Raw genomic sequence first — 26,879 nt, 5'->3', positions numbered from 1 at the left:
GGTGATACCCTTTTTTCCAATCATTAAGCTGAAAGCCCTAATTCCTTTAAAATATCTTCTAACACTTTGCCATTATGCTGCTGTACTGGCGCTGGAGAATTAGCTGCGTCAGTGTTTTGCTTCAGATAGTTTGTAACAACAAGCTGCATATCTTTCCCATCTACAATTCCATCAAAGTTAATATCCGCATTTCGATTCGCTGTACCCCAAGCTGCTTGAATTGCTAACGCATCCATGATGTCAATTACATCGTCTTGGTTTACGTCTCCTCCAACAAGAGAATAAAAGGATTTATACACAAGCTGCCCTGACACAACGTCCCCTATATCTACTCCCGCTAAAACTTGATGTTTCACTACAAAATGGCCCGGCACGTTCAATTCCCACGTAAATGGGTGATTTCTCAACGGTAACTTAGAAATACGATAATTTCCGTAACGATCAAGAGAAGCTGAACCATCATACCTATTGCCGTACATATCAATCATTTGTATTGATGCACCAACTTTTGTCCAATCTACAGCAAATATAAGGCTGCTGCTACCTCTTAGTAAACCATATACTTCAGAGAAGGTAGGTTCAATTACCCAATCTATACCAGCAGAAGGAAGAGATGCTTGTGTTCCCGCTGCATTTGTATACGTAGCTGTAGAAGTAACAGGTGCACTTAACGTAAAGGCAGAATCCTTCACCTTTAATGTCAAATTGACAGCAGGAATGTTCCCGCTTACTTCTTTCGTTTCGTTAATGTTCAGCTTCACTTTTGCATTGTTTCCAACCGTTTCTTTTGTCACCTGGGCAGTGCCGTAGGATAACAGCTCATTAGTTGGCTGCACATCTACTATATCAAAATACTTCGCAAGGTTATTCAGTGTCCATTCTGCACTCTTCAGCTGTGCCACATTATTAAATACTAATGTAGCAGATACAGTGTCGCCCATCTTTGCCTTGGATTTATCAGACTTAATATATCCGTATGGCGTACCTTCTTTAGCAAAATAGAATGTCTTCACTACACTTGAATTCTTTGCCCAATCCATGCCGTATATGCTGTATTTCATCAAAGAGCTGCTTTCGTTTATCGGTACTGTCATCTTTAATGTACCATCAGCCTCAACAGGAATAACAGGGTTAAAGTTTCCATTAATAGAATAATTGACGGTATTCAAAGAGTGGGTGAAATCCACACCTTCAGCCATCACTTGCTCCAATTCATCATCTATTACCTTTACGTCTAAAGGCATAGTAGTTTGTCCAGACTTATATTCAATAACAGGAGATTGATTGTTATCAAATGAAGTCGTAATGTTTGGACTGTGATTATCGACAAACACATCTACATAACTTGTGATCACTTTGTCTCGTGCGCTTGTACCGATAGCTTTAATTTTATAGTGGCCAGGTTCCGCATAACTAATTGCAGAAGCAATCGGCTTCTCCGCATTTCCAGTAAACGTATGGTAGGCTCCTTCAAAGGCACGTGAAATATTATAGCTAACATCTTCAGATAAACTTTCTAAAGTAATCGCACCTATCCATCCAAGCTCTTGCTCTGTTTTTCCGTCTACTAAAATCAAATCCATATATTTCATCGGTGATTTAAAGTTCAAATAGAAATTAGCATAAGTGTTAGATCTATAGTCTGCTTTTTGATGCAAATAAATTGGCGAAATAGCATTAGTAGAAAGTTGTGTAAGGTTAAATCCTTCTTCAAATGTTCGAACGCTAAATGGAATGCGGTATTGCTCTTTCTTATCTACCATGTTGGTCACAATAATGTGTCCTTCATAGATTCCTGCATGTGTTGTACTCGGCAGTTTAAGTGTCACATTCATTTTTTCAGTTTTATTTCCTTTAACCTGCACAAGAGGATCCACATCTAACTTAACCTTATCTGCCTTTGCATCAAGAGAGCCCTTTACCCCAGTTTGGTACTCTACTTCCACGTGAAACAGCTTTGTTTTCTTTTCAAGGTTTTCCAACTTTATTTGTTTCTTAATTTTCAGCTCTTCACCCGCATACTGCATGCCAAAAGCAAGCCCGCCTGTTTCCTCTTTCATAATAATGTCTTCACCGTTCATAGGAATTGTGGTTTCGTCCTGTACTTGGATTTCCATTCCGCTGTGAATTGCTTTATATGGTGCTACACGGCCGGCTCCCACATCAAATACACTATACTCTCCATTTAATGGTTCAGCTGTATTCATCAAAATTGATTTTACATCTGCTGGCTCAAAATCTGGATTCGCTTGCAAAAGCAATGCAGCAATACCTGTGACATGAGGAGCCGCCATCGATGTCCCAGAATTCCGGTCATACGCCAAATGATAATCATCCGGATGCTCAGGATCTAGCACATAAGCTGGAATAGTGGATAAAATTCTCACCCCAGGTGCCGTAACTTCTGGTTTCATATCATAGTTTTTTCGAGTTGGTCCGCGCGAGCTGAAGTCTGCCAGCAAATCCCCCTTTGTATATGTTTGTTTAAAATTGGTAAACGTAAACTTGTTATGTCCTGCAGCCAATTGCTGTTTGAACTCTAAACCTTGTTCTAAACTCATTGAAAATGTTGGGATAAAACGCTTATCATCTCTTATATAGTCGAGAGGGCCTTCATTTGCTCTGTTATTATATACAAGTACAGCACGAGCTCCATGATTTTTCGCATATAAAACCTTAGTTTGTGTCCCAATCACTGACTGGCTTATAAGAACTACCTTGCCGTTTACATCCTTACCACTGTAATCTGTGTCTAGTCCATTTCCCAAATCAACAATTTCTAATGTTTGTCCATCGAATGTTTGAAGATTTGTCAGAAAATCACTATAAGTAGTGCTCAAATTATAATCCGTATTGACTCCTTCTAGCTTCCCTGTATACTTCACTACGGATATTGGATTACTGCTTGCCCCTACAGTCAGTGCTAATGCGGCAGCACCAGGAGTCCCAATCGTAGACGATCCTGCTCGTCCGTTGTTTCCAGCAGAAACGACTGCAGTTACACCACTAAGAACAGCGTAATCAACAGCTAAGCTTACCGGATAGAATGGGTCGTTAATAGCTCCTCCTAACGATAGGTTCATCACATCCATATTATCCTTAACTGCTTGATCGACACCTGCAATAATATTTTCCATACCGCCAGCACCGTATGGTCCTAATACTTTATATACGTACAACTCTGCATCAGGTGCAATTCCTGTTACTGATCCACCGCCGCTGGAATTTTTCCCTTGACCGGCAACCGTCCCTGAAACATGAGTACCGTGGCTTGTAAAAAAAGGATTTCCACCATCATCAAATTTAGGTGCCCCTGATTTTTCCCAATCCTCATATGTCGTTTCCATAGGATCATTGTCATTATTGACAAAATCATATCCGCCTTTAAAGACATCTTTTAAATCCGGATGATTGTAGTCAATACCCGTATCGATGACCGCAACTTTAACACCTTTACCCGTATACCCTTCCTTATGAAGCTTGTCCACCTCAAGAAACGACACGCTTTCCATCATGCTCGGAGAGCCCTCTTCCGCCGTGGAGTCTGTATTTAGAGGCGGTTCTACTTTCACGGTCACATTTTTGTACACTGCTTTTACCACATCTGATTGAAGAAGGTTCTCTACTTCATTAGCAGGTAGTTTCATAGAAACACCGTTGAATGCTGTTTTATAAACACGTGTGATGCTGTGATTGGATTTTTTGCTTTTTTGAGAAGATGGCAGGATGTTCTTTACATCATTTTGAAATGCAGCCTGCTCTTCTTCTACCTTTTTATGTGCTTGTGCCACAGTCAATGACTTACCTTTCCAAGCAGCATCAAGCACTGCAGCCTTTCCAGGTTTGGACTTAAACTCGACAATTACAGATACTTCATTATCACTCTTTAATTCCTTTTCATCAAACCCTTGCAGCCCATAACGCTCATCTGCCACTTGCAATTTAGCAAGGGCTTCTCGCTGCTCTTTTGTTAGAGAAGCCAAAATATCTTGGGCTGATGCATTTGTAGCAGCTGTGACAGGTATAAACCCGCTTTGAAATGGAGGAAATAATATCCCGATGGAAAGAGCAGCTGCGGCAGACCCTTTGACAACTTTCCCCATTACTCGTTTATTTGATTTTTTCATATAACCCCTCTTTTCTTTTTGAATATTCAAAAAAATCACAACAGCATCCTCTCTCATGCTGTCCCTGTAAAACCTTTTTCTATTAATTTTCTCTCTCTTGCCTGCCTCCTTTTATTTTATATGTTTGTACGAATTGACATGTTGCTGTTATGTCTTCATTCGTCATCACTCCTTTTTCTATGTTTTATCATCCCGTATCCGAAGTTGAGTAAGGGTATGGTGATTATCCTTACTTTATACAATCTACAAGACAATCGGCTTTTTCTTGATGCTGATTCCATGCGAAAATACGCAAGTATCAAAATGTACAGGTATATGTTGATATTGCGAAATAAGAGCATTCGGAATAAAAGCTGATTGAAAATCCCACAGCTTATCATTGTTGTTCATTATAAGCCCTTCAAAAGGTTCTCCATCTTGCAATACATTTGTTAAGTAAACTCCTGTTTCTTGGAATGTTTGGCTAAGCTGCAGCATAACAGCTTCGATTTCAGCACTGTACATCCTGCAAAGTTCCTCATCTGTTAATTCACTTTTCAAGCAAAACGATAATTCAATCCAGCACTCTGGTACATTTCTGCAGTTCACTTTTTTCCATTGAAACATGCTCAAAGCTGCTTTTATCTTTCCGCTTTCCTCACCTAAGTCAAAAGTCGGACTGCATACTGGAGAATTTATTAAGAACAATCCCTCGTCATCAGTCGACCATGTAATATCACCTATCCATTTTTCTATATCCGCACCTAATAACGTTGTCTTTTGCAAAATTTGTTTACATGTTTGGAGTACACGGTCAAAACGATTGCTGTCCATATTTGTAATGTAAGTTTGAATTTGTTGGTACCCTGCCAATGTTACTCCCCCATATCATCTATACAAGTTCTACTTGTTTTCACGACATAATTAATGACGCAATGCATTTCCGTCAACTTAGCTTATGAAAATACGCCAACCCACTCAATAAGTTGATAAATTTAAACAATATTATATTTATAAAATGGAAATATTGATAGAATGTATAGTAACCCATATTTTTTTGAATCCGTCATTCAAATATCATTCTATCCAACGTAGTATACGCCATCACTTCCAAAAGAATCATTATTTTTCCAAAATTTCATAATTTTATAAAAGTATGTAATTATTATACAATTTATTTTTAACCTCGAATAATAAGTTTTGTTTATAGTTATATAAGATATTTGTATAGAATGGAATTTTAAATATGCACCGAGGGAAAACGGTAACGGTTAGATGAAATACATAAAATCATAAATAACTCCGATTAAAAAAGCCGAACTTCCAGAAGAAGATCGGCTTTTTTATGATTATTACTGTACTACTGTTATTGTTGTTGGTCTCATGGATACTTTAAAGCCTTGCTTATCTACCGCATCAGCAGTTACGGTATACGTACCGCTTGGAAGGTTCGCATCAGGCGCCCAGCTCAAGTGAATTTCATGCTCATTGTCAATTACCGTATGTTCTACAACCTTGCCATTTTCGTCTGTAATGTTTATTGTCCAGTTTACACGAGTATTGGCAAATCCAACAATCTTAGCAGGACGGCTTGCATTAACCTTTGTATTTGGATACACCATAAAGTTAGGTACAAGCATATCTGGGCTAATATTGGAAGAATCTCCCCACACCTTATAGCTTACGTTCTTCACATAATCGATTCCCATTACGACAACGCTCTTCGGCTCTTCTTTTACAAGCACAGACGTTTCTCCCGGCTTTGTAGACGTGTATTTGTTGCCATTATACCATACGATTGCCCCTTCATAACCAGCGCCATTTTCATTATCTGCTGCCTTGAAAGAAATTTCATATTTACCGTCTTTTGGCTGCACTTGAATATCAGACACAACAGGAGGAACAGAGTCCACCTTCACTGGAAGCTTCACTACCTGAGGCTTTGCATTTTTATAATCAAGTGTTGTTTTAATAACAAAGTTGTATGAACCATCCTTAACAACTTGTCCGTTTTGATCTTTTACATCCCATAAGTATCCGTTAACCATATAATTGCCATAGGACATAATATTTTTACGGAACTTCCACGGCTGACCTGTATATTCACTAAAGTCACCAAGATAACGAACCATTTTTCCTTGTTGATTTTCCACATACATTTCTGTCTTGTCCAAGTTACGAAGCGTCGTGAATGTCGGGAATACTCCTGGGTAGAAAGAGTTTGGAGAAATTCCAATTCGATCCGTATTAAAGGTTCCTGTTTGGGAGTTATACCCTAATGGTAATGTACCTGTAGAAAACGGCTCATCATTCCAAAGTACTGTGTATCCTAAGAATTTACCCTTCTCCCATGGCGCAGGGTCAAGGTTTTGTAAGCTATCCCACTTGCCGTGGAAGCCCATGTACGGCATTGTCAACGGTACTGCCACATCCTTATTTTTCTCTGTTGGCTCAAGTCGTACAAACCCTTCTAGGAACATATTATCCTTAAAGCTCTTCGGAAGCAGTATCGTTACCTCTACTTTCTTCTTTTGTCCTGGCTTCACTTTTACTGATGCTCCTTGCTTATCTGTTACTTTTTCACCGTTCACAAAAGTAAAGACACCGTCTGGGCGTTTGCTTGTTAAGGTTAAATAATCTTTTTGCTCCGTTTGCCCATCATTATCGAGGTCGAATTCTTTTGTTTCTGTACCATCTGTCAATACATCCACAAACACGTTATACTCTAAATTCTTCACGTCAATATCTTCAAATGCTTCTAAATCCAGCGTAAACGTTACCGCGCTATCCTTAATTTCCTTTAATGCCACCGATCCCGCTTGCTCCAGCGGTGCCTTGTGGTTCGTGATAATAGCTGGTGTGTGAATCGCATTTTGAATTTGCATTAAGCCGGAACCTTGTACACGCGGAGAATATGGTACCATGCTGTTTGTTTTTGGATCCATCACGATTTTCGATGTATTCATTAATGCAATTTTCGCTTTTAATGCTGTATCTTCTGAATGGGATAATCCTTTTTCATATAACGATTGCAATATGAGCGCAGCGCCTCCCGCTACATGTGGAGTTGCCATAGATGTACCGCTCATCACCTCATATTCATTGCCTGGAACTGTAGAATAGATGTTACCGCCCGGCGCAGAAATTTCCGGTTTAAAGTCTAACGTATGCGGTGCTCCGAAAGATGAAAAATACGACATCGTATTTTTATTTGGATTGTCCACCCATGTACCCTTTGATAGTTGCATTTTTACAATTTGACCGCTTGTCAGTTTAGAAATGAGCGCATTTCCTGCTTCTTGGTTTGTTACTGCTGCAGGAGTAAATAAAGTACTGAAATACAAGAAAGAATAGTCAGCCACACCATTCGGCGGAACAAGGATTACTGCCTTGGCACCTTTCTTTTTTGCTTCTGATTGAATATAAGTATACGAAGAATACGGCTGATTTGGTTTTGCCACTACAATTTTGCCCGTTACATCTTTGCCGGTAAAATCTGCCGTTTTTCCTTCTCCTACATACACCATTTCATAGCTCTCACCCAGTGTCAGTGCTTTTGAAAGCTTGAAATTATATTGCGTTTGATCTTGATACGGCAGCTGTAAGCCATTGGCTTCCGCCAATGTATTCCTATGGATTTTCGTATTTTCATAGGAAGCTACAGATAAGGCATATGGGCTTACCCCAGGTTCTCCTACCGTTCCGATATCCGGGTTTTCCGCATATGGCTTAGCAGCAGTTGCTAACAGATTATTCTTAGTGCTGTAAGCAGAGTTTCCTCCCGCTACGACTACAAGTGTCCCTTGTTCTGTTGCTTCGCGGATTGCTTTTTGAATTGGATCATTTTCTTCTCCAACAAACCCTGCATCGGAACCTAGACTCATATTGATGACATCCGCACCCATGGTAACTGCGTGCTGAATGCCCGCAATAATATCATCTTCGGCCGCCCCGCCGCCATTATCAGAGAATACTTTTTCAGCAAGCAGCTGTACGCCCGGTGCAATCCCTTGTACACCGTCATTCTCTTCATTACCATTTGCACCGACTGTACCCGCTACGTGCATCCCATGCGGATTTGCATTTTTCCCGCTCGGAATAACATTTGTATCATTATCTGCCCAGTCATACCCCGTCGGCACTTTGTCACTGTACCATACTTCACTTACTTCTGTTTCCGCAAACTTGCCTTGAATGCTGTCTTTTGTCCACTTCTCGTTTTGCTTCCCTTTTTCCGTTAATGTCATATCCTGATGCGTATAGTCAATACCGGAGTCCACAACAGCTACAACTAAGCCTTCTCCTTGATAGCCGTATTGTTCCCAAACCTTTTGAGCTTGTACTAATTCCTTGCTTGCCCCCATAGATGGCTGGAACGTACGTGCGATATGTACATTTGTAACACCTGGAGTTTCTTGAATCTCTTTTATATTTTTAAATTCAGTATCCATACTGAATCCGTTAAACCCTTGATAAAAGCGATGCTTGACCTTCGTGATTGATTTTTTCTTGGACATTTGCGCAATGATCTGATCTTGTTTTTGCTTGAACTGAGCCTGCTTGCTTTTTAAAGTTTTCGCTTGTACAGACGGCTCCTCCACCTCTACAATTACGCGCACTGTATCATTCGGAGCATATGGTTTTACTAGGTCGTTTTCTTTCATATTTTGATAGCCGAGCTTATCGACCGTTTCAGCTTGATTTTGCACTTCCATAAAGATTTGTTGTCTTTGCTTTGCCATGTCCTCTGTTGTTGGGACCGTATTTTGATTTCCTTCTGTTCCTTCCGCGTATCCTGCTGTCGTAAATAACATGGCAGCTAGCGTTGTTGTTGTAAATACCTTGTATGGAAGCCTTTTTCTGTTTCTCATGTTCTTTGCACCCTTCCTAGTCTAATCTCTCATTCTATTACTATACCGTCTAAACTCTATCAGTGATTTTCATGCTGCAAATCAAGAGTTTAAGAAAAACTCCTGATTTCCAACATGAAGCATTCAATTCTTTTTAGTCGAGATTTGGCATGTGTGCTACTTCTTTCACTATTAAATTACTTTTTCTAAAAATTCTATATATTTAAAAATTAATAATCTCATTTTATACTATTAATTTTATAAATGAATAATAGTTTTCGCTTATATTTATATAACCAAAATTTATTGAATAGAAGTTACTATCCTGTCCTAACAGGTTCTACTACACTTTTGCTAATAAAGACTTGTTTTCACAACTTCCTTCCATTTGGAAAAGATATACATTTCAACCTGATATAACTTATTTAATAATAAATAGAAGTCTGATAAAGTTATCAGACTTCTATTACTACACTTATTCTAGCTTAATCAAGCACTTAAACCTAATTCTTTCTTGATAGACTCAATCGTTTTTCCATTCTTTTCTGTTTGCGGAGTCGGTGTATCTAACACAAATGAATTTTCTGTTAAATAATACTTCTCCAGTAAACTAAAGTCTTTCGCATCTGTTGTTCCATCAAAGTTAATATCTGTCGCACGGTTATTTGTACCCCAATTGTTTTGAAGCAGGATCGCATCTAAGATATCAATTGTATTATCCTTGTTGATGTCACCCGGTTTGGCACCGACTGTCGGATAGGTAATCCATTCTCCGATATCAATTCCGTTCTCCATACGGCCAATCTCCATCGGTGTATAGGTTGTGTAATGTCCGGGAATATCCATGATCACCGTATATTTTTGTACTGCTGCCGGCAATCCTGCAAAGGTTACATTTCCATCCTTTGCAATTACTCCATCATAAAGGATACCATTGGCATCTTGCAGTTTCATCGCTGCTCCTACTTTGGTGTAGTCCATGCTGTAGTTAAAAGAACCCGATGCAGTATATAAGCCTACACCATTTAGTTTTGCTGTTGCTTTAGAGTAAATCGGATACATTGGCATTACTCCCATAATCGTTGATACCCGATTTCCGCTTTCATTATTGACTTGCATTGTAGTAGGAGTAAAAATCTGCGAATATACGTTTAGGAATTCATTGGCATTTGTATCCACTTCTATATCAAATAACGCCACATCACCAGCAACTCCTTTACCTGGAACACTGATGTTCACGGTCGTTGCTAAGCTTATTGTACCCGTTGTCGTTGTTGTCAGTTCGGATCCTTCTGGTAAACCTTGTCCCTTTTTGAGTTCAACACTGTCCACATATTTACTTTGATAGTACATATTTAACGAAAGCGTGTTGGCTTGTCGTAAATTATGTGCATAGAATGTATACGTTATTTTATCCCCAAATTCTATCGCGTCTTTATTTGGTTTGGCATACACATAAGACGCACCTGGCTTCGTATAATATACTATTTTTGGCAAAGCTGTATTTCCCGCAAAGTCTGCTCCTGCATACTGGATGCTAGAAATAGAAGAAGACGAAGTGAGTTTAATTTCTTGACTAAACTTGCCATTCTTATCTACATTCGTATAATAAGATGGTCCGTTTGTTCCATAAAACACTTTATTATTCGCCTGAGAAAGAGGAATGCCCACTGCTTGTGTTTGGCTGATTTCAGAATCCAATAGCGTTCCGGAAACAGTTACTGTGTCTTGGCCTTCTGCCAATTCTACAAATGGAAGGTCTCCTTTTGGCATCGCATTTGTATTATCAAAGATGATTTTAGGACCAGTGTTATCAATGCTTACTTTTGATGTTCTGACAAACTGCTTGCCTGCTGGATTGGTTCCAATCATTTTAATGTCATAGATTCCATCCGGCGCCAGTTCAGAAACATACCCAATTGGTTTTTTCGCATTTCCTGTAAACGGATAGTATCTGCCGTAAAATAAGTCTTCTATATAATAATACGTATCAACAGCTGCAACTGTCGCATCAACAGTAGCAATCAATCCTAAATCTTTATTCGTTTTCGGATCGACTAATATCCAGTCTAATGTTTCCATCGGTGAGTTTAGTATAAAGTCTAAATCCGTACCCTTTCTGCTGAATGGATTGACTATACGATTCGTGGAAATACTCTTTGTGTACACATCAAAGTAACCCAATCCTTCTTCCACCACCTTTACTCCAAATGGAATGCGGTAGCTTTCTTCTGGATTGTTTTTCTCTTGAATATTAATATATCCCTCATAGATGCCTTTTTGAGCCGTTTTCGGAATCACTAGAAATGCAGTTAATTGTTCTGTGCTGTTCTTCTTCACTTTAAGTGTATTTGGTACCTGTACTGTCACACCGTTTTTCTTCGCATCTAACGATCCTCGTGCACCCACATTGTATTCTACAGACAGCTCATACTTTTTGTTTTCTTTCCCGCTATTGGCAAATGATAGTTTCGTAGTTTTTGTATAATTCTTATCTGCCTCCATAGGAACGAAGCCATAGCTGATACCGCCTGTTTGTTCTGCAATCATTTTTTCCTCGCCATTCTCAATGTAAGGCGTTTCATCTTGTACACTAATAATCATATCAGAATGGATGGCTTGCATCGGATCGACTCTACCAGCCCCTACTTCAAATACACTGTACGGACTCTTTAATGGATCCGCTGTATTCATCAGTACAGACTTCACATCGCCTGGCGTATACTCTGGATGAGCCTGCAGTAATAATGCTGCAATACCCGCTACATGTGGACTCGCCATCGATGTACCAGACATTCTTAAATATGCAGAGGAATAATCAGAAGTATCCTCTTTGTTCCCAATATAAGAAGGGACTGTCGATAAAATATCTACCCCTGGTGCTGTGACTTCTGGCTTAATATCGTATAATGTACCGGATGGTCCTCTGGAGCTGAAGTTTGTCAATTCATCACCAAGGAGTTCTGCTTTACCTGTCGCTCCAAACGTAACCTTTGGTACACCATTTGCGAACAAGCTTTTAACCGCTAGTCCATCTTTATTAGTCATGGAGAATGTCGGAATATTATCATTGCTTTCTCCTAAGAAGTACGGAATATGCCCTTCGTCAGCATTTAGATTGTAGATAATGACACCTACCACTCCGTGCTCCTTTGCATACTTCATTTTCTCAATCAACGCATACGTGCCGCGCTGGATAAATGCGACTTTGCCATTGACATCTTTTCCAGTGTAATCGCTCGTTCCACCTAGGCCTACATCCACCATATCATACGTTTGTCCGGATACCCCGCCAAAATCATCTGTCCATGTTTTCGTCATCAACTGCATTGTCGCACTAACCTTACCGCTGCCGGCTGCAAATTGACTCTCATAGGTTGTGATTGTACTAGGAACAGAACTCGCACCAACTGTTAAGGCAAGGGCTGCAGCTCCTGGAGCTCCTAACGTATACATTTCGTTCCCTGCATTTCCAGCTGCGACTACTGCGGTTACACCGCTTAATACTGCATTATCGATAGCCAAACTTGTTACATAAAATGGGTTATTGGTTGTAGCACCTAAAGACATGTTAATCACATCCATACCATCCGCAACCGCTTTATCAATACCCGCAAGAACTGCAGTAGTTAAACCACTACCGTATGCTCCTAATACACGATATACATATAAATCCGCTTCCGGCGCAACTCCAATGACTTTGTAGTCCGAATTATTTTCTGCTCGTCCCGCAATCGTACCGGAGACGTGCGTACCGTGGTCAGTATAATACGTACTGCCATTCGAAGTTTCCTGTCTATTAGACTTTTTCCAGTCAGCATATGTCGTTTCCATCGGGTCATTGTCATTGTCTACAAAGTCATATCCGCCTTTATAGGCATGCTTCAAATCTGGGTGATTATAATCCACTCCTGTATCAAGAACCCCGACCTTGATTCCTTTTCCAGTAAATCCTTCGTCATGCAGTTTATCAAGATTTAAAAATGGGATACTATCCACCTTTGTTTGCTCCTTCGCGTCTTCTGCTTGAGCAGGCGGCTCCAATTGTACTTTATAATCACTGTACACAGCTTTTACTACATCAGAATCTAGCAATGTATTAATTCGGTTTGCCGGCAGTGTTAACGCAACACCGTTCAAGGAATTTTTATAGGTATATTTAATTTGATAAGCATCCTTGCCTGATTTCGTCTTTCCTACTTTTGATTGCAGATCTTTGTTGAACTGGGCATGTGATTTTTCCACGTTTTCTTTCGCCTGTGTAAGAGACAGCGTTTCTCCTTTGACAGCTTTTGCAATTTGGGCTACCTTTGCAGGAAAGTCTTTAAACTCGACGATCACCGTTACCTCTTCATTACTTGTCAAATCCACATCCCGTGATAATTGTAATCCTGTTTTCAATTCTCGATTCTCTAATTTTTGCAGTGCTTCGCGTTGTTCTGGCGTTAGTTTTGCTAATACGCTCTCTGCCGTTGTATTGGTCTGCGCATGTGCAATAGAGGTATAGTTTATATTTGCAGCAGGTCCAATCAGAAGGCCTGCACTTAACGCTACAACTGTAGCTTGTTTCGTTACACTTCTTCTACTTTTACTCAAATTTTCTCATCCTTTTTATTCGACAAATTTATATATTATTATTTTACAAATTCTTTAAATTAATTTCAATTGGAATAATTTTATAAATTTTCACTCTATTAAAAGGATATTACTATAGATATGTACAATAAAATCCTTATGTACCAAATTTTTAACATTTGTAAAATTTGAGGAATTTTCATTTTTTTAAAATAATTTTTTCAAAAACAAAATTTTCGGATAAAAGACTAGTATACAAGCGATTGTACTCACAACAAAAAAGCCTTGACACGAGTAGTGTCAAGGCTTTTCCTTCTTAATAAATGCTCATGTATTGGTCGCGTTCCCATTGGTGGACTTGCGTACGGAACATATCCCACTCAATTTCCTTCGCTTCAATGAAGTGTTCTAATAAGTGGTTACCCAATGCACTGCAAATAATTTCATCTGTTTTTAAGTTATCTAATGCGTGAGCCAGTGTAGCTGGTAAATCTACGATACCTGCTTTTTCACGTTCTTCCTTTGTCATCACATAGATATTGCGGTCAACTGGAGCTGGAGCTGCCAATTTGTTTTTCACGCCATCAAGACCAGCCGCAAGCAATACTGCCATTGCTAAATATGGGTTAGCAGCAGGATCTACACTGCGCACTTCTACACGTGTGCTTAAGCCGCGGGAAGCTGGAATACGGATTAGCGGACTGCGGTTACGAGCAGACCAAGCAACATAACAAGGTGCCTCATATCCAGGAACAAGACGCTTATACGAGTTTACCGTTGGGTTCGTTACTGCTGTAAAGTTCGGTGCATGCTTCACGATACCTGCGATAAAATGGCGTGCTGTCTCACTTAATTGTAAGTCTCCGTTCGGATCGAAGAAGGAATTCTCGTTTCCACGGAATAAGGATAAGTTACAGTGCATGCCGGATCCGTTTACTCCGAATAATGGTTTTGGCATGAATGTTGCGTGCAAGCCATGCTTACGAGCAATTGTTTTTACAACAAGCTTGAATGTTTGGATATCATCACATGCTTTGATTGCATCAGCATATTTGAAATCGATTTCGTGCTGACCCGGAGCCACTTCATGGTGAGATGCTTCGATTTCAAAGCCCATTTCTTCTAGCTCAAGCACGATGTCACGGCGGCAGTTTTCCCCTAAATCTGTAGGAGCAAGGTCGAAATATCCGCCGTTATCATTTAATTCCAATGTCGGATTTCCTTTTTCATCTACTTTAAATAAGAAGAATTCCGGCTCTGGCCCAAGGTTAAAGGAAGTGAAGCCAAGTGCTTCCATCTCTTTTAAGATGCGTCTTAAGTTGTTTCGAGGGTCACCATCAAACGGTGTTCCATCTGGATTGTAAATGTCGCAGATTAGACGAGCTACTTTTCCTTTTTCTGCTGTCCACGGGAAAACTACCCATGTGTCTAAATCCGGGTATAAATACATGTCAGACTCTTCAATGCGCACAAAACCTTCAATAGAAGATCCGTCAAACATCATCTTGTTATCTAGAGCTTTTTCTAGCTGACTTACCGGGATTTCCACATTTTTAATAATTCCTAAAAGGTCCGTGAATTGCAAACGGATATACTTCACATTCTCTTCTTGCGCCATGCGGAAAATATCATCTTTTGTATATTTTGCCATTATCCAGTTCCTCCCAATCCTTGATTTATATCTATATTGATTTAATGAAACAACTAAAGTATCAGTGAAAAAACCGTGACATATCACCTTGTCTTAAAGACGTACGGTTAAATCGTCCAGCCTGCTGAAGTTCATCCCGCAGCAATTTGCGAAGTTCCGCATCTGATAGCTGTTGATGCGGTTTTTCTTCTTGCTTTTCTGCTACATGTACTTCTCCTTCAGCCTTCATCTGCAGTACTTGCTTAATTCCAGCAAGATTGAGCCCTTGTTCGATCAAATCCTTAATTTCTAACAGCCGATCAACATCGTTAAATGAAAACAATCGGCGGTTCCCTTCTGTGCGAGCGGGAAAGATCAGTCCATGTTCTTCATAATACCGAATCTGTCGGGCAGATAATTGAGTCAAGGAGATGACGATTCCTATAGGAAATAATGGAGTTGAACGTCTTTCGATGTTACTCAAGTCAGTTCCTCCTTCTCATTAACATGATTATATTTTATATCATGTTATGTAAAGCGTCAACAAATGTAAGGTTATCTAACATAATTTTCACAAGATATTTTATGTACTTGTCCTCTCACTCTTTATCCTATGATAGGTGTGTAATTGTATGATTACATTACCTATTCATTAAAAATTTGTAAAAACCTCCTCGATTTAAATGATTTTCTAATTCATCTTAAAGAAAAAAGACTGCTTATGCAGTCTTTTATGAATGAAATACGTTTTCTATTGTAAGCAAATCTTTTTCCATCAATGCATCAATAGCGGAGCAAATTGCAATTTTGACATGCGAATAAGTAAGTCCTCCTTGCACGTATGCCACATACGGAGGACGGATAGGCCCATCTGCTGATAATTCAATACTCGCTCCTTGAATAAACGTACCTGCTGCCATTATGACGTCATCTTCGTAGCCCGGCATATAATTCGGGTATGGCGTAAATTGAGAGTTGATTGGTGAAGCAAATTGAATTGCCTGGCAAAACGCAATCATACGTTCCGCGTCATCAAATTGCACAGATTGAATTAAATCCGTACGTGGCATATTCCACTTCGGATACGTATTCATTCCTAGCTTTTCGAGAACTGCTGCTGTAAAAACAGCGCCTTTTAATGCTTGTCCTGTGACATGCGGAGCGAGGAAGAATCCTTGATACATCTCTTGTAAGCTATATAGGGATGCGCCTGCTTCTGCTCCAATTCCCGGTGAAGTAAGTCGATACGCACACGCTTCTACATACTTTTCTTTTCCGACGATATACCCTCCAGTTTTTACAATGCCTCCGCCTGGATTTTTAATGAGCGACCCTGCTATTAAATCTGCACCAACGTGGCAAGGTTCTTGCTCCTCTACAAATTCTCCGTAACAATTATCTACAAACACAACCACATCAGGCTTGATGCTTTTCACAAAATCAATCATTTCTTTTATTTGTTCTATAGTGAAAGAGGGGCGTGTCGCATATCCTTTCGAACGTTGAATCCCAATCATCTTTGTATCGTCATGGATATATTCCTTTACAGCTTGAAAATCCACTTGCCCCTCTTCCGTTAACTCAATGGCACGGTAACCAATATTAAATTCCTTAAATGAACCGATTCCTTTGCCGCGAATCCCTACAATTTCTTCCAGCGTATCATACGGCTTACCTGTAATGTACAGAAGCTCATCTCCAGGACGTAAAACCCCAAATAATGCCGTTGAGATGGCATGTGTACCTGAAATGATTTGCGGGCGCACAAGCCCTGCTTCCCCTCCAAATACATCAGCATATACTTTTTCTAACGTATCACGTCCAATATCATCGTAGCCGTATCCTGTTGTCGGTATAAAATGAGCATCGCTTATTTTATGCTTTCGGTAGCTTTCCAGTACACGATACTGATTGCTTTCAATAACCTCATCAATGCGGCTATGCATCTCCCGAATTGTTTCTTCTGCCTCTTTTATAATTGGAGCAATTATTTGCCCATGCTTTAAATTCGTTAACATACTTTATTCCTCAGTTCCTTTTCTTGTTGTATATTTCTTTATCGGCCCGTTAAGCGGTGAATTTGAAAATACATATCCGCTGCACTCATACAAACCTGTCTCTTCATTAAATATGATGTGCTTAAGCACAGTATCTGTTTTCAAAAGTGACAAAAGCTTTCCTTCTGATGCTGGAATTTCTGCATAATATGGATTCATCAGCCTAATCATTTCTTCTTCAATCTTGTTTTTCAGATGCTCTAAATCACCTGGATCAAATGCGCTAATAATAACAGATTCTCCTTTTGGCGTCGGCAAAAAAGAGGGGTGCTGTATATCTCTTTTGTTATATACCGTTAAAGAAGAAATGTGTTCTACTTCCATTTCATTCAGAAGTGCAGTTACAGTTTGTTCATGACCAGCATAATTCGCATCTGATGAATCAATGACGTGTAAAATAAAGTCTGCTTCATTCACTTCCTCTAATGTGGAACGGAACGCTGCCACCAGCGAAGTCGGTAAATCTTGAATAAAGCCTACTGTATCTGTCAATAAGACTGTATAGCCACAAGGCAGCTGCATCCTGCGCGTAGTCGGATCTAGCGTGGCGAACAGTAGATTTTGCTCAAATGTATCAGCCGCAGTTAAGCGGTTAAAAATTGTAGACTTTCCAGCATTGGTATATCCAACAATGGATACTTGGAACACATTATTTTCCTTCCTGCGCTCACGATATCGTTTACGATGCTGCACAATGATGGAAAGCTGCTGTTTAATTTCATCAATACGACTTCGAATATGACGGCGGTCTGTTTCCAATTTGGTTTCGCCAGGTCCTCTCGTTCCGATTCCGCCGCCTAAACGAGACAACGCGTGTCCTTGACCGACAAGGCGAGGTAGTGCGTATTGAAGCTGAGCTAGCTCAACTTGCAGCTTCCCTTCTCTTGATTTTGCTCTCTGTGCAAAAATATCTAGTATTAATTGGGTGCGATCAATCACTTTCGCTTCAAAGTGAGCCGATAAATTCCGAATTTGACTTGGAGTTAATTCATTATTAAAAATAATAACATCCGGTTCCAATTCTTCCGCTAAAGCTTCCAATTCCTCCAGCTTTCCCTTTCCAATATATGTCGCAGGATGGAATCTTGGACGCTTTTGCGTTGCAGACAACAGAACCTCCCCTTGTGCCGTGTTTGTTAAGGAAGCCAGCTCTTCCATTGAGTATGTAAAACGTTCATCGTCTTCATTCGGCAGCTGACAGCCGACTAAAATAGCCTTCTCTTTTTTTACTTTATTTTCTTGTATCAAATATCGTCACTCTTTCTTTTCGAAACTTAATCCATCTATTATAATAACAAAGGAAATAAAAATCATCTAGTTTATAGTAGGAGAGGAACACACGAATGACATGGGAAATGTTTAGCATCATCGGGACAATTGCATTTGCAGTAAGCGGCGCTATTGTAGCGATGGAAGAAGATTATGATATTTTTGGGGTATATATATTAGGGATGGCAACAGCGTTTGGCGGAGGAGCCATGCGCAATTTATTAATAGGATATCCAATTCATTCATTATGGAAACAAGATATGTTATTTCAAATTGCTTTATTGTCAATGACCATCATCTTCTTATTTCCTAATAAATTAATTAAGCATTGGAAACGCTGGGAACATATTACAGATGCAATCGGACTTTCAGCATTTGCGATCCAAGGTGCACTGTATGCCCAAAAGCTCGGCTTACCAATCAGCGCTACCATTGTAGCAGCAGTATTAACAGGTACTGGCGGAGGAGTTATCCGTGACATTTTAGCCAAGCGCAAACCACTCGTTCTCCGTGCAGAGGTATATGCACTCTGGACAATTATCGCAGGGGCAGCTATTGGATTTGGCATTGCAAAAAGTTCACTGGAATTATACATTTTATTCGCCATAATTGTCCTCTGTCGTATGATGTCTATTTACTTCAAATGGCATTTGCCAATTCGAAACATTGCTTCAAATCCTTCACTGAAAAAACAAAGCATGTAACAATGAGGTGTCTGTCTAAGAGCAGACACCTTGTTTGATTCATGAAGTGCAAGAAAATGCAAATACTACTTCTAGAAGGGGGTGTTACTATGGGCAAGCATACGAAAAAAGGGGCGCAAAAAAGTTCTGTCGGACAGTTTGGGCACTCACCTGATTCTGCTTACTCTAAAAGCAGAAAAATGGCAAAGGCTCATGAAGCGTATCAAGAAAAAGCAACAGAATAAAATCCTGGTGGAAATACAATGGCAAAAGGCAATGGGCATAGAGGACTAGTAGAAGCGAGCGTAAGTCCATCTGGTCATGCTCCAAACGAAGCGAACCATAATTCGAAAGCAAAACTGGAAGAACGCGCGAAGAAAAGCAACACCAAAATATAGACTGTCAAGGACACGAAAGCTCATCGTGTCCTCTTTACATATGTATAAATCGTTCTAGCAAGTATATTGCAATAGATATAGAACTGCTCTTTGTTCTTCAGCAGCTCACGAATCTGCCCCTCCGTTATCTCCAGCTGCACTCCCCTTCCTCTCTTATTTCGATTCACAATATTACGGGGATGATTACCATTCAACCTTTCGGGTGGAATTTTTACATTAAAACCGTTTTCTACTAACCTTTCATGAATTCTATCCAGCAGTTGTTGATCAACACCTCCCACATACGTATACAGTTCATAACCTTTGGCGCAGTGAATGGATACGGTAACTGCCGCTCGCTCCACTAATCGCACACAACGCGGTTCATCAAAGCGGGCAGAGGTTAAATGCAAATCCCATCCTTCCTTTAAACTAATAAAACAATAGGAGGTTGCTTGTAATTGTTCTGCTAACTCTTTCGCTAGTTCACTAGTTCCAGGTTCTAACTTTCCTCCATGCACCGCCAATATTACAATATCAGGATTTCTGACTGCGATATGAATCAAATAGTCTATCCCTTCTGCGTTGTGTGCAGCAAGCTCAGAAAAATTCGCATATTCTTGCATACTCATTTCCCCTTTCTTAAGAAACTGCCTTCTGCGAGAGCTCCCCTTGCTTATAATCTGGCTGTTATGCTGCACTTATACTTTGTCTTAGAGTAAAAACCACAAGAAAAAAGACACACAGCTTGCCTGTATGTCTTCTCCTCTTTTAAGAAACTCAATGTTCTTCTTCAAATAAAATATCTTCTGATTGAATATTCATTAAATCATGCTTATCATAACTGTCTTGCTGCAGTAATCTCATTGCCTGTTTCCGTACTGATTTCTCAATAATATTCCTCACATAACGACCATTGCTAAAAGTTGTGATAGTAGAGGAGTATTTTACGGCATTTAAATGGTCCCGCAGCTTCCACTCTGCATCTTTCGTCAGCTGATACTGTCTATCCTCATACATTCGTTTTCCAATATCGATAAGCTGGTTTACTGTATAATCAGGAAACTCAATGATGAACGGAAACCGAGATTGCAATCCTGGATTAAGTGACAAAAAATGATTCATTTCTCGCGAATATCCGGCAAGCACAAGAACGAAATCATGCTGTTTATCCTCCATATGTTTGACAAGCGTGTCAATAGCTTCTTTTCCAAAATCCTTTTCTCCTCCGCGAGCGAGGGAATAGGCTTCATCAATAAACAAAATACCACCCATCGCTTTTCGGACAAGATCTCTCGTTTTTTGTGCTGTATGTCCGATGTATTCTCCAACTAAATCGGCACGCTCTGCTTCAATTAAATGACCTTTTGATAAAATGTTCATCTGATGAAGCAATTTCCCAATAATGCGGGCTACAGTTGTTTTTCCTGTTCCTGGGTTCCCTTTAAATAGCATATGAAGCACCTGCTTCTCTGCTTTAAGTCCCATTTCCTGTCTTTTTTTGTTCACGTAGATCCATGCATAAATCTCTTTTACAATTTTTTTGATATCTGTCATTCCTACAAGCTTGCTCATTTCCTCTTCAATTTGCTGCAGCATCTCATGCTTGGAAACTGTTTCTTCCGTTAATGCGGCTTGCGGTTTTTCAGCGGGAACCGGGATTTTCTGCCTATGATTCAAAACGATATTGATTTGATTATTATTTTTTTTACGCATCGATTGCTCCACGCTTCTCCCCCCATTTACGAACAAAAATCCTATATTCATGTTGCTCATTGTCGTTTTTTGCGCTTTCCCAAGAAATAATACTTTGTTTCATATTCCCCGCCTGCCACTCTATAGGTTTTTACTTTATTTTCCTTAATTTTCTGTTATAATTTATTAAAACGTTGAAGGTGGTGATATGATGGCTTCGAGAATTACTCATCCAGAATTAGCGAATACAGTACATTCCTTTGCTGCTTATCTAACCAGCAAGGGTAGAAAGCAATCGACAATCAGACGTTATATGTACGACGTAGAAGACTACTTCACCTGGCTGGAGCGAAATAAAAATCTTTCTTCTAACAATATATGGTCCTCTCTTCATACAAAAGACTATGAAAATTATTTTTTTGAATTAAAACATGAACGACACTACTCGGAAAAAACTCTGCACCGCGTCTTTATCGTCTTGAATCGCCTCTATCAGTTCCTGCAACTCACCTCTACCGACATCACCAATCCGCTGAAGGATATGGAAATGACTATTCACCCTGACCGCGGGTTGCATAAGGATGATTTTATCACGGCAGAAGAAGAAGAAAGATTTAAAAAAATTCTTGTTTCAATGGAGGGGTTAACAGAAAAACAACTTCCAGCACGACCGCTTCTCATTGACCGGAATGTCTGTATCATTATGCTTCTTTTAGATTACGGGCTAGCGCTGCAGGAGCTTGTATATTTAACTATGCAACATGTACACTTTGAAAATAATACACTGACAGTCCCCCCTGTTTCTGGTATTGCACGGACGATTGCATTAACAGAAGAAGACAAGAAGAAGCTCTATACGTATTACAAAACGATACCTGAGCCAGTCAGACCAAAATATCACACAAACGATCCGCTGTTTGTAGCTTTTGATTTTAACCGTAATACATATCGATGGGTGTATGAAAATGATGCTCCAAAAGCACTGACGGAAATCGCAGTTCAGAAAATGATTAGGCAAGAGGTAGCACGAGCGGGGTTGCGAAAAGGATTATCGGGACAGCACTTACGAAATACCTTTATTTTGCGCTTAATTCAGCAAAACGTAAGCGAACAAGAAATTATAAGACGAGTCGGTTTTAAAACAAAGCTATCTTTAAAACGTTACTATGATTTTGCTAAAAAGGAACAAGAAGCCATAAAATAAAACCCTCTTGCACAGAGGGTTTTTTATGTACAACTATTCTAATTCAATGGATACGTTCTTTTGCGGAACAAAAGTGGAAATAGCATGTTTATAGATTAACTGTTGCTTACCTTCGGTTTCCAGCAAAACTGTAAAATTATCAAATCCTTTGATTAAACCGCGAAGTTGGAATCCATTTAGTAAGTACACGGTAACAAACGTGTTATCTTTTCTAAGCTGGTTTAAACATTGATCTTGAATGTTGATTGATTGCTTCATGGTAAAATCCTCCTCTTTTTCTCTACCTGTATTTTATTCGACTAAAGTTGTAGCTTTCCTTCTATGTATTGTAAAATTTCTTCTTTTTTTTCTTCATCAGTTACATCGAACCAAGTCACGTCCATTTTATTACGGAACCAAGTCAATTGACGCTTTGCATAGCGGCGGGAATTTGTTTTTAATGCCTCTACCGCATCTTGCAGTGTGGTTTTCTGCTCGAAATACTCGTATAACTCCTTATAACCGATAGCTTGAATAGACTGACAGTCCTTTATCCCATTATCGTATAACTGCTTGACTTCTTCAAATAATCCTTCTTCCATCATCAAATCGACTCGATAATTAATGCGGTCATATAATTTCGTTCGATCCATTGTTAACCCGACTAATGCAATGTCATACAATAGATTATTTTCTTGTGTTTCCAATCCTTCGGTCATCGTTTTTCCTGTTGTATGATAAATTTCAAGCGCTCGTATTACCCGCCTTACATTATTAGGATGAATCCGCTCTGCACTTGCGGAATCTATCGCCTCCAGTTTAGCAAACACAGCCTGGGCTCCCTCTTCTTCAACCAGCTGTTCCAGTTCTCTTCGAAATACTTCGTCCCCTCTCGTTTCAGAAAATTGATAATCGAACAGTACAGATTGAATGTATAAACCTGTACCTCCTACGATAATGGGCAGCTTCCCTCTCTTTGAAATGTCATGAATATGTTCCCTAACAAGATACTGGAACTCTGCAGTTGAAAACGAGTCAGTCGGATTTTTTATGTCAATCATATAATGAGGAATTCCATCCATTTCTTCCGGCTTCACTTTAGCTGTTCCGATATCCATATGGCGGTATATTTGCATCGAATCTCCGCTTATAATTTCACCGTTCAAACGTTTGGCAACTTCAATGCTGAGTTTTGTTTTCCCAACCGCTGTCGGCCCTATAATCACGGCAACTTTTTCCCTCTTTTCTCCCATAGCACTCACTCTCTTTATTGATTTATGTAAAGTAGTACATCTGACTATTATACCCAATATTCAGCCGTTTAAAAGAAAAAACGAAATCTTTTACCACAAAAGTCATAGTTTTTCCTTTTCTATCATATGTATGAGTAAAAACTATGGAGGTATGAAAATGGACAAGTCTATCGCTTTGGAGAATATCCGCATTTTAACAGAGGAATTAATGATATCTGCCTCATCCAAACCTACCCATCTTTCACAGGAAGAATTACTCGATGCTCTCGTTCATTTAACACGAGTGATTCATTCCCTTACAACTCTTGACGAGACCTTCACTCAGCAGCAGCTAAATTATATAGAAACAAAATTTTATGCAGCCTATAACATTTTAACAGGAAAACCTATCTATCCTTGGTAAAGAAAATATCCGATGATTTTGTAAAAATTCTCCTCACCACGCTGAATATACAAGTGTATTTGAATAGAACTATTAGATTTCCATCATCCACTAAATCACTTAATCTCTCCAAATCAAAAAAGAAGCATTTCTGCTTCTCGCAAACTGCAGGTATTTCTGGCCATCCAGTTTTATTTAGCTATCCAACCAGTGTTACCTGTACCTGTTTGTTTCACATAAATAGTAGTTGAGGTTCCTCCTGTATTATTTAAATATATTGATCCTACTGGCAACGTTAATATTCCTTCTGGTGAACCATTACCCGTATATAATCCGACCTGACCATATGTGCCACCAATACAATACTTTAGACTAGATGGTAATACTAGATCTGTTATAGAATTTGTAATAGTATTGCCGATTAACGTAAACTTTTGCGGCGCCGGGTCATTAGAATAAAATTCAATAGCAGCATTTTTATATCCACTAGTTGGTGTACCTTTGATTGAATCAATGACATTATAGGATACAGTTAGACCAATATATACATTGGATCCGACTGTTTCCATAGAAATACCATGACGCCAGTTGTAAATCATGTTGGCAAGCACTTGAAATCCGGTTACTCCATTAAAACTAGAACGTAGATCTATCGCCCTAGCTGTTCCATTATTCACCATATGATTTTCAACAATTTGTAAATTTTGCTTCACACCATATATAAGGATACCTGTTTCCGAGATAAGATGAAAATAATTTCCTTTGATCTCGATATCAGAAATATCATGTTGATTATAGTTAATAGTGTATACTCCACGATTAAAGTTCGAAATATCATTTTCTTCAATCACAATATTTACCATCGGATCCGTTGCCCATACTTTCACACCAAAATCTGTAAAGCTCGATATATTCACTCGTGTAATCACATTTCCTTTAACATGAACATGCTTACACCCTTTCAGGGTGATACCATTTCCTGTCTGTGCAGTGATTTTGTTATTCACAATCCTTACATATTTTGACGTCTCATTACCTTCATGTGTAATAGAAATTACATCTATATCTGTTGTTGAAGTGCCAATGATTTCATTATCAGCCAGCGTCAAATTTTCATTCCTGTACCAAGCATTGATACCAGACACTTTAAAACGATTGTTACGGACGATGCAATGGTCTACCCACCCAATTAATACTTTCACATTAGGAGAATCAATATAGTTATTTTCAAATATAATATTGCGAAATGACGGTGCACCAATTCCGCTTCCGCGAAGAGAAACAGAATATCCTGCGTTCGGATCGTTATGCGTACTTATAATGTGATTACCTGTAACTACTGCTCCACTCAACTCAATCGTTGCAAACGGTTCGAAATGGATACATGAGCGTTCGCTGATGAGTGTATTGTTCAAGATTTTCACATTATGCACTTGTTCTACTACACAGGCACTACGCTTATTGTTCTCACTGTGACAAAATTGTACGGTGATATTTTTGCTCCCTATCGATTTTGAGCCAGTAATTGAGACTCCATCTCCCACTGCATTCGTCAAATTACAGTGCTCCACCAGCACATTATCAGCATCATAAATAAAGATGCAGTGCATATGCTCCGAACCATTTGGATTACCATTACGATTCCCATCTAATGTTAAGTTGCGAATGGTGTTATTCCCTCTGGTTGTTACCATGCGTGTCCAAGTATCCGCTTGATTTGAAGCAAGGACAAGCTTTACAGACTCTTTACTTTCTCCAATTAAAGAGACGTTTTGTTTCAAATCAATTGCTACTTGATTAGCAGAATTCGAAATGAGATATGTTCCTGCAGGTATATACAATACCTTATTCCTTGATAATGAAAGAGTATTTATAGCATTATTAATGGCGTTAGTATCATCTGTAACGCCGTCTCCAACCGCACCAAAATCCCGAACATCTACCCAATCTGTTTTTCTCTGCAAGACCTCAATTCGGTCGGCTTGTTCATCAAAACTTCCTTTAAATGAAGTGTGATCTCCTCCACCTTTCTCAGTCGTTGCTACTTGTGTTTCAAGCACTCTACCTTCACTATCACCCGGAACATTAAGTCTATTATGTTCGTACTGGGTCTCTGTTTTCATATCAGTCCCGTTTTGGGTTGTATTTTTTCGCGTAACGCGATTATATAAATCCTTTACCACTTTGCGTAAATCCACTACAAATTAGCCTCCATTCAGGCAAAAAAGCCCAGATTCTTAATTTATACAGTAAAGAACGTTGATTACATCCCTATTTTACTAACTTCTTCCCATAAGTCTCAAAAAATATTATTTATTTTTCTAAAAAATGAGAGTTTCATTCAACGTTCCTTCTATTATTATCTGTATTCAAAAATAGATTCTATTGTTCTTCCATATTAGTAAATCTTGATTAACAATTCTATTTTGCTGCAAATATAAAGTAGATTTCTATATATAATTTAGCAGTATACCGCCAGAAAAGTAAAAAGCATGCTATCAGGCAATAAAGAAGTATAATCAATCTACTGGTTTGTTTAGAGAACAAAAAAAAACGCACTTTCATAGCTTTAAGAAAGTACGTTTTTTTCATATTTTAAAAGTAAGTTCTTCATTATTGCCCCATATTGCTCATATGAGAAATAAGATGTGTAATTTCATCTGTATCCTGTTTTTCAATTTGTTGATTGTCTTCTATATTTGCTATACGTTCCTTTGTGTAGATAGAATGATCATTTTCAATATCTTGCTTCTTTTCCATAATACCCTCCTTCTTTATCTACATTAGTATCAAACAAAGAGAGCTTACTCATACCTACA

General features: G+C 39.1%; 19 protein-coding genes. 5 read left to right on the top strand and 14 right to left on the bottom strand.

Features of this window, described 5'->3' with window-relative positions; translation table 11 throughout:
* Positions 1-23 precede the first annotated feature (23 nt).
* From J7Q84_RS04330 to hflX, 8 genes are all read right to left on the bottom strand, one after another.
* Positions 24-4,127, bottom strand: a complete 4,104-nt coding sequence (locus J7Q84_RS04330; RefSeq protein WP_209093215.1) for a S8 family serine peptidase — start codon at positions 4,125-4,127, stop codon at positions 24-26.
* A gap of 243 nt (positions 4,128-4,370) precedes the next feature.
* On the bottom strand, positions 4,371-4,979 hold the full coding sequence (locus tag J7Q84_RS04325) for a hypothetical protein (RefSeq protein ID WP_209093214.1): 609 nt from the start codon (positions 4,977-4,979) through the stop codon (positions 4,371-4,373).
* A gap of 479 nt (positions 4,980-5,458) precedes the next feature.
* Positions 5,459-8,977, bottom strand: coding sequence for a S8 family serine peptidase (locus J7Q84_RS04320; protein ID WP_209093213.1), 3,519 nt, complete (start codon positions 8,975-8,977; stop codon positions 5,459-5,461).
* Positions 8,978-9,445: 468 nt separating this feature from the next.
* Positions 9,446-13,552, bottom strand: coding sequence for a S8 family serine peptidase (locus J7Q84_RS18530; RefSeq protein WP_209093212.1), 4,107 nt, complete (start codon positions 13,550-13,552; stop codon positions 9,446-9,448).
* A 295-nt stretch (positions 13,553-13,847) separates the two neighbouring features.
* Entirely contained in the window at positions 13,848-15,182 is a 1,335-nt protein-coding gene (gene glnA, locus J7Q84_RS04310) for a type I glutamate--ammonia ligase (RefSeq protein ID WP_209093211.1), read from the bottom strand.
* A 61-nt stretch (positions 15,183-15,243) separates the two neighbouring features.
* Entirely contained in the window at positions 15,244-15,645 is a 402-nt protein-coding gene (locus J7Q84_RS04305; protein WP_209093210.1) for a MerR family transcriptional regulator, read from the bottom strand.
* A 247-nt stretch (positions 15,646-15,892) separates the two neighbouring features.
* Complete coding sequence (locus tag J7Q84_RS04300; protein ID WP_209093209.1) at positions 15,893-17,179, bottom strand: methionine gamma-lyase family protein; 1,287 nt, start codon at positions 17,177-17,179, stop codon at positions 15,893-15,895.
* Positions 17,180-17,182: 3 nt separating this feature from the next.
* The gene (gene hflX, locus J7Q84_RS04295) at positions 17,183-18,463 is read right to left on the bottom strand and encodes a GTPase HflX (protein WP_481747533.1); all 1,281 of its coding nucleotides are present in this window, start codon (positions 18,461-18,463) and stop codon (positions 17,183-17,185) included.
* A 98-nt stretch (positions 18,464-18,561) separates the two neighbouring features.
* Here hflX and J7Q84_RS04290 point away from each other — a divergent pair, with 98 nt between their 5' ends.
* The 3 genes from J7Q84_RS04290 (at position 18,562) to J7Q84_RS18520 (ending at position 19,568) form a co-directional block, all read left to right on the top strand.
* Positions 18,562-19,191, top strand: coding sequence for a trimeric intracellular cation channel family protein (locus J7Q84_RS04290; protein WP_209093207.1), 630 nt, complete (start codon positions 18,562-18,564; stop codon positions 19,189-19,191).
* Between the two features lie 89 nt (positions 19,192-19,280).
* Positions 19,281-19,415 carry a hypothetical protein gene (locus J7Q84_RS18525; protein ID WP_280635559.1) on the top strand — a complete coding sequence of 45 codons (135 nt, stop codon included), beginning with the start codon at positions 19,281-19,283 and terminating at the stop codon, positions 19,413-19,415.
* 18 nt (positions 19,416-19,433) lie between these two features.
* A complete protein-coding gene (locus tag J7Q84_RS18520; RefSeq protein ID WP_280635558.1) occupies positions 19,434-19,568 on the top strand; it encodes a hypothetical protein in 135 nt (44 codons plus the stop codon).
* A gap of 20 nt (positions 19,569-19,588) precedes the next feature.
* Here J7Q84_RS18520 and J7Q84_RS04285 read toward each other — a convergent pair whose 3' ends face one another.
* Positions 19,589-20,173 carry a poly-gamma-glutamate hydrolase family protein gene (locus tag J7Q84_RS04285; RefSeq protein WP_209093206.1) on the bottom strand — a complete coding sequence of 195 codons (585 nt, stop codon included), beginning with the start codon at positions 20,171-20,173 and terminating at the stop codon, positions 19,589-19,591.
* 154 nt (positions 20,174-20,327) lie between these two features.
* Positions 20,328-21,275, bottom strand: coding sequence for a stage V sporulation protein K (spoVK, locus tag J7Q84_RS04280; RefSeq protein ID WP_209093205.1), 948 nt, complete (start codon positions 21,273-21,275; stop codon positions 20,328-20,330).
* 178 nt (positions 21,276-21,453) lie between these two features.
* Between spoVK and J7Q84_RS04275 the strand changes: the two genes are divergently transcribed.
* The gene (locus J7Q84_RS04275) at positions 21,454-22,446 is read left to right on the top strand and encodes a tyrosine-type recombinase/integrase (protein ID WP_209093204.1); all 993 of its coding nucleotides are present in this window, start codon (positions 21,454-21,456) and stop codon (positions 22,444-22,446) included.
* 33 nt (positions 22,447-22,479) lie between these two features.
* Here the strand turns inward: J7Q84_RS04275 and hfq are convergent, their stop codons facing one another.
* A complete protein-coding gene (hfq, locus tag J7Q84_RS04270; RefSeq protein WP_209093203.1) occupies positions 22,480-22,704 on the bottom strand; it encodes an RNA chaperone Hfq in 225 nt (74 codons plus the stop codon).
* A gap of 41 nt (positions 22,705-22,745) precedes the next feature.
* Complete coding sequence (gene miaA, locus J7Q84_RS04265) at positions 22,746-23,678, bottom strand: tRNA (adenosine(37)-N6)-dimethylallyltransferase MiaA (protein ID WP_209093202.1); 933 nt, start codon at positions 23,676-23,678, stop codon at positions 22,746-22,748.
* A gap of 157 nt (positions 23,679-23,835) precedes the next feature.
* On the opposite strand from miaA, the gene J7Q84_RS04260 reads away from it, so the two are divergent.
* Positions 23,836-24,081 carry a hypothetical protein gene (locus J7Q84_RS04260; RefSeq protein ID WP_209093201.1) on the top strand — a complete coding sequence of 82 codons (246 nt, stop codon included), beginning with the start codon at positions 23,836-23,838 and terminating at the stop codon, positions 24,079-24,081.
* A 170-nt stretch (positions 24,082-24,251) separates the two neighbouring features.
* Here the strand turns inward: J7Q84_RS04260 and J7Q84_RS04255 are convergent, their stop codons facing one another.
* Positions 24,252-26,258, bottom strand: coding sequence for a right-handed parallel beta-helix repeat-containing protein (locus J7Q84_RS04255; protein WP_209093200.1), 2,007 nt, complete (start codon positions 26,256-26,258; stop codon positions 24,252-24,254).
* 415 nt (positions 26,259-26,673) lie between these two features.
* Positions 26,674-26,820: a hypothetical protein gene (locus tag J7Q84_RS04250; protein ID WP_209093199.1), complete on the bottom strand. Its 147-nt coding sequence runs from the start codon at positions 26,818-26,820 to the stop codon at positions 26,674-26,676.
* Positions 26,821-26,879 lie beyond the last annotated feature (59 nt).

Source organism: Bacillus sp. 165 (assembly GCF_017742235.1).
Taxonomy (GTDB): Bacteria; Bacillota; Bacilli; order Bacillales; family Bacillaceae_G; genus JAGHKQ01.
This window is presented reverse-complemented; position numbering and strand designations above follow the sequence as displayed.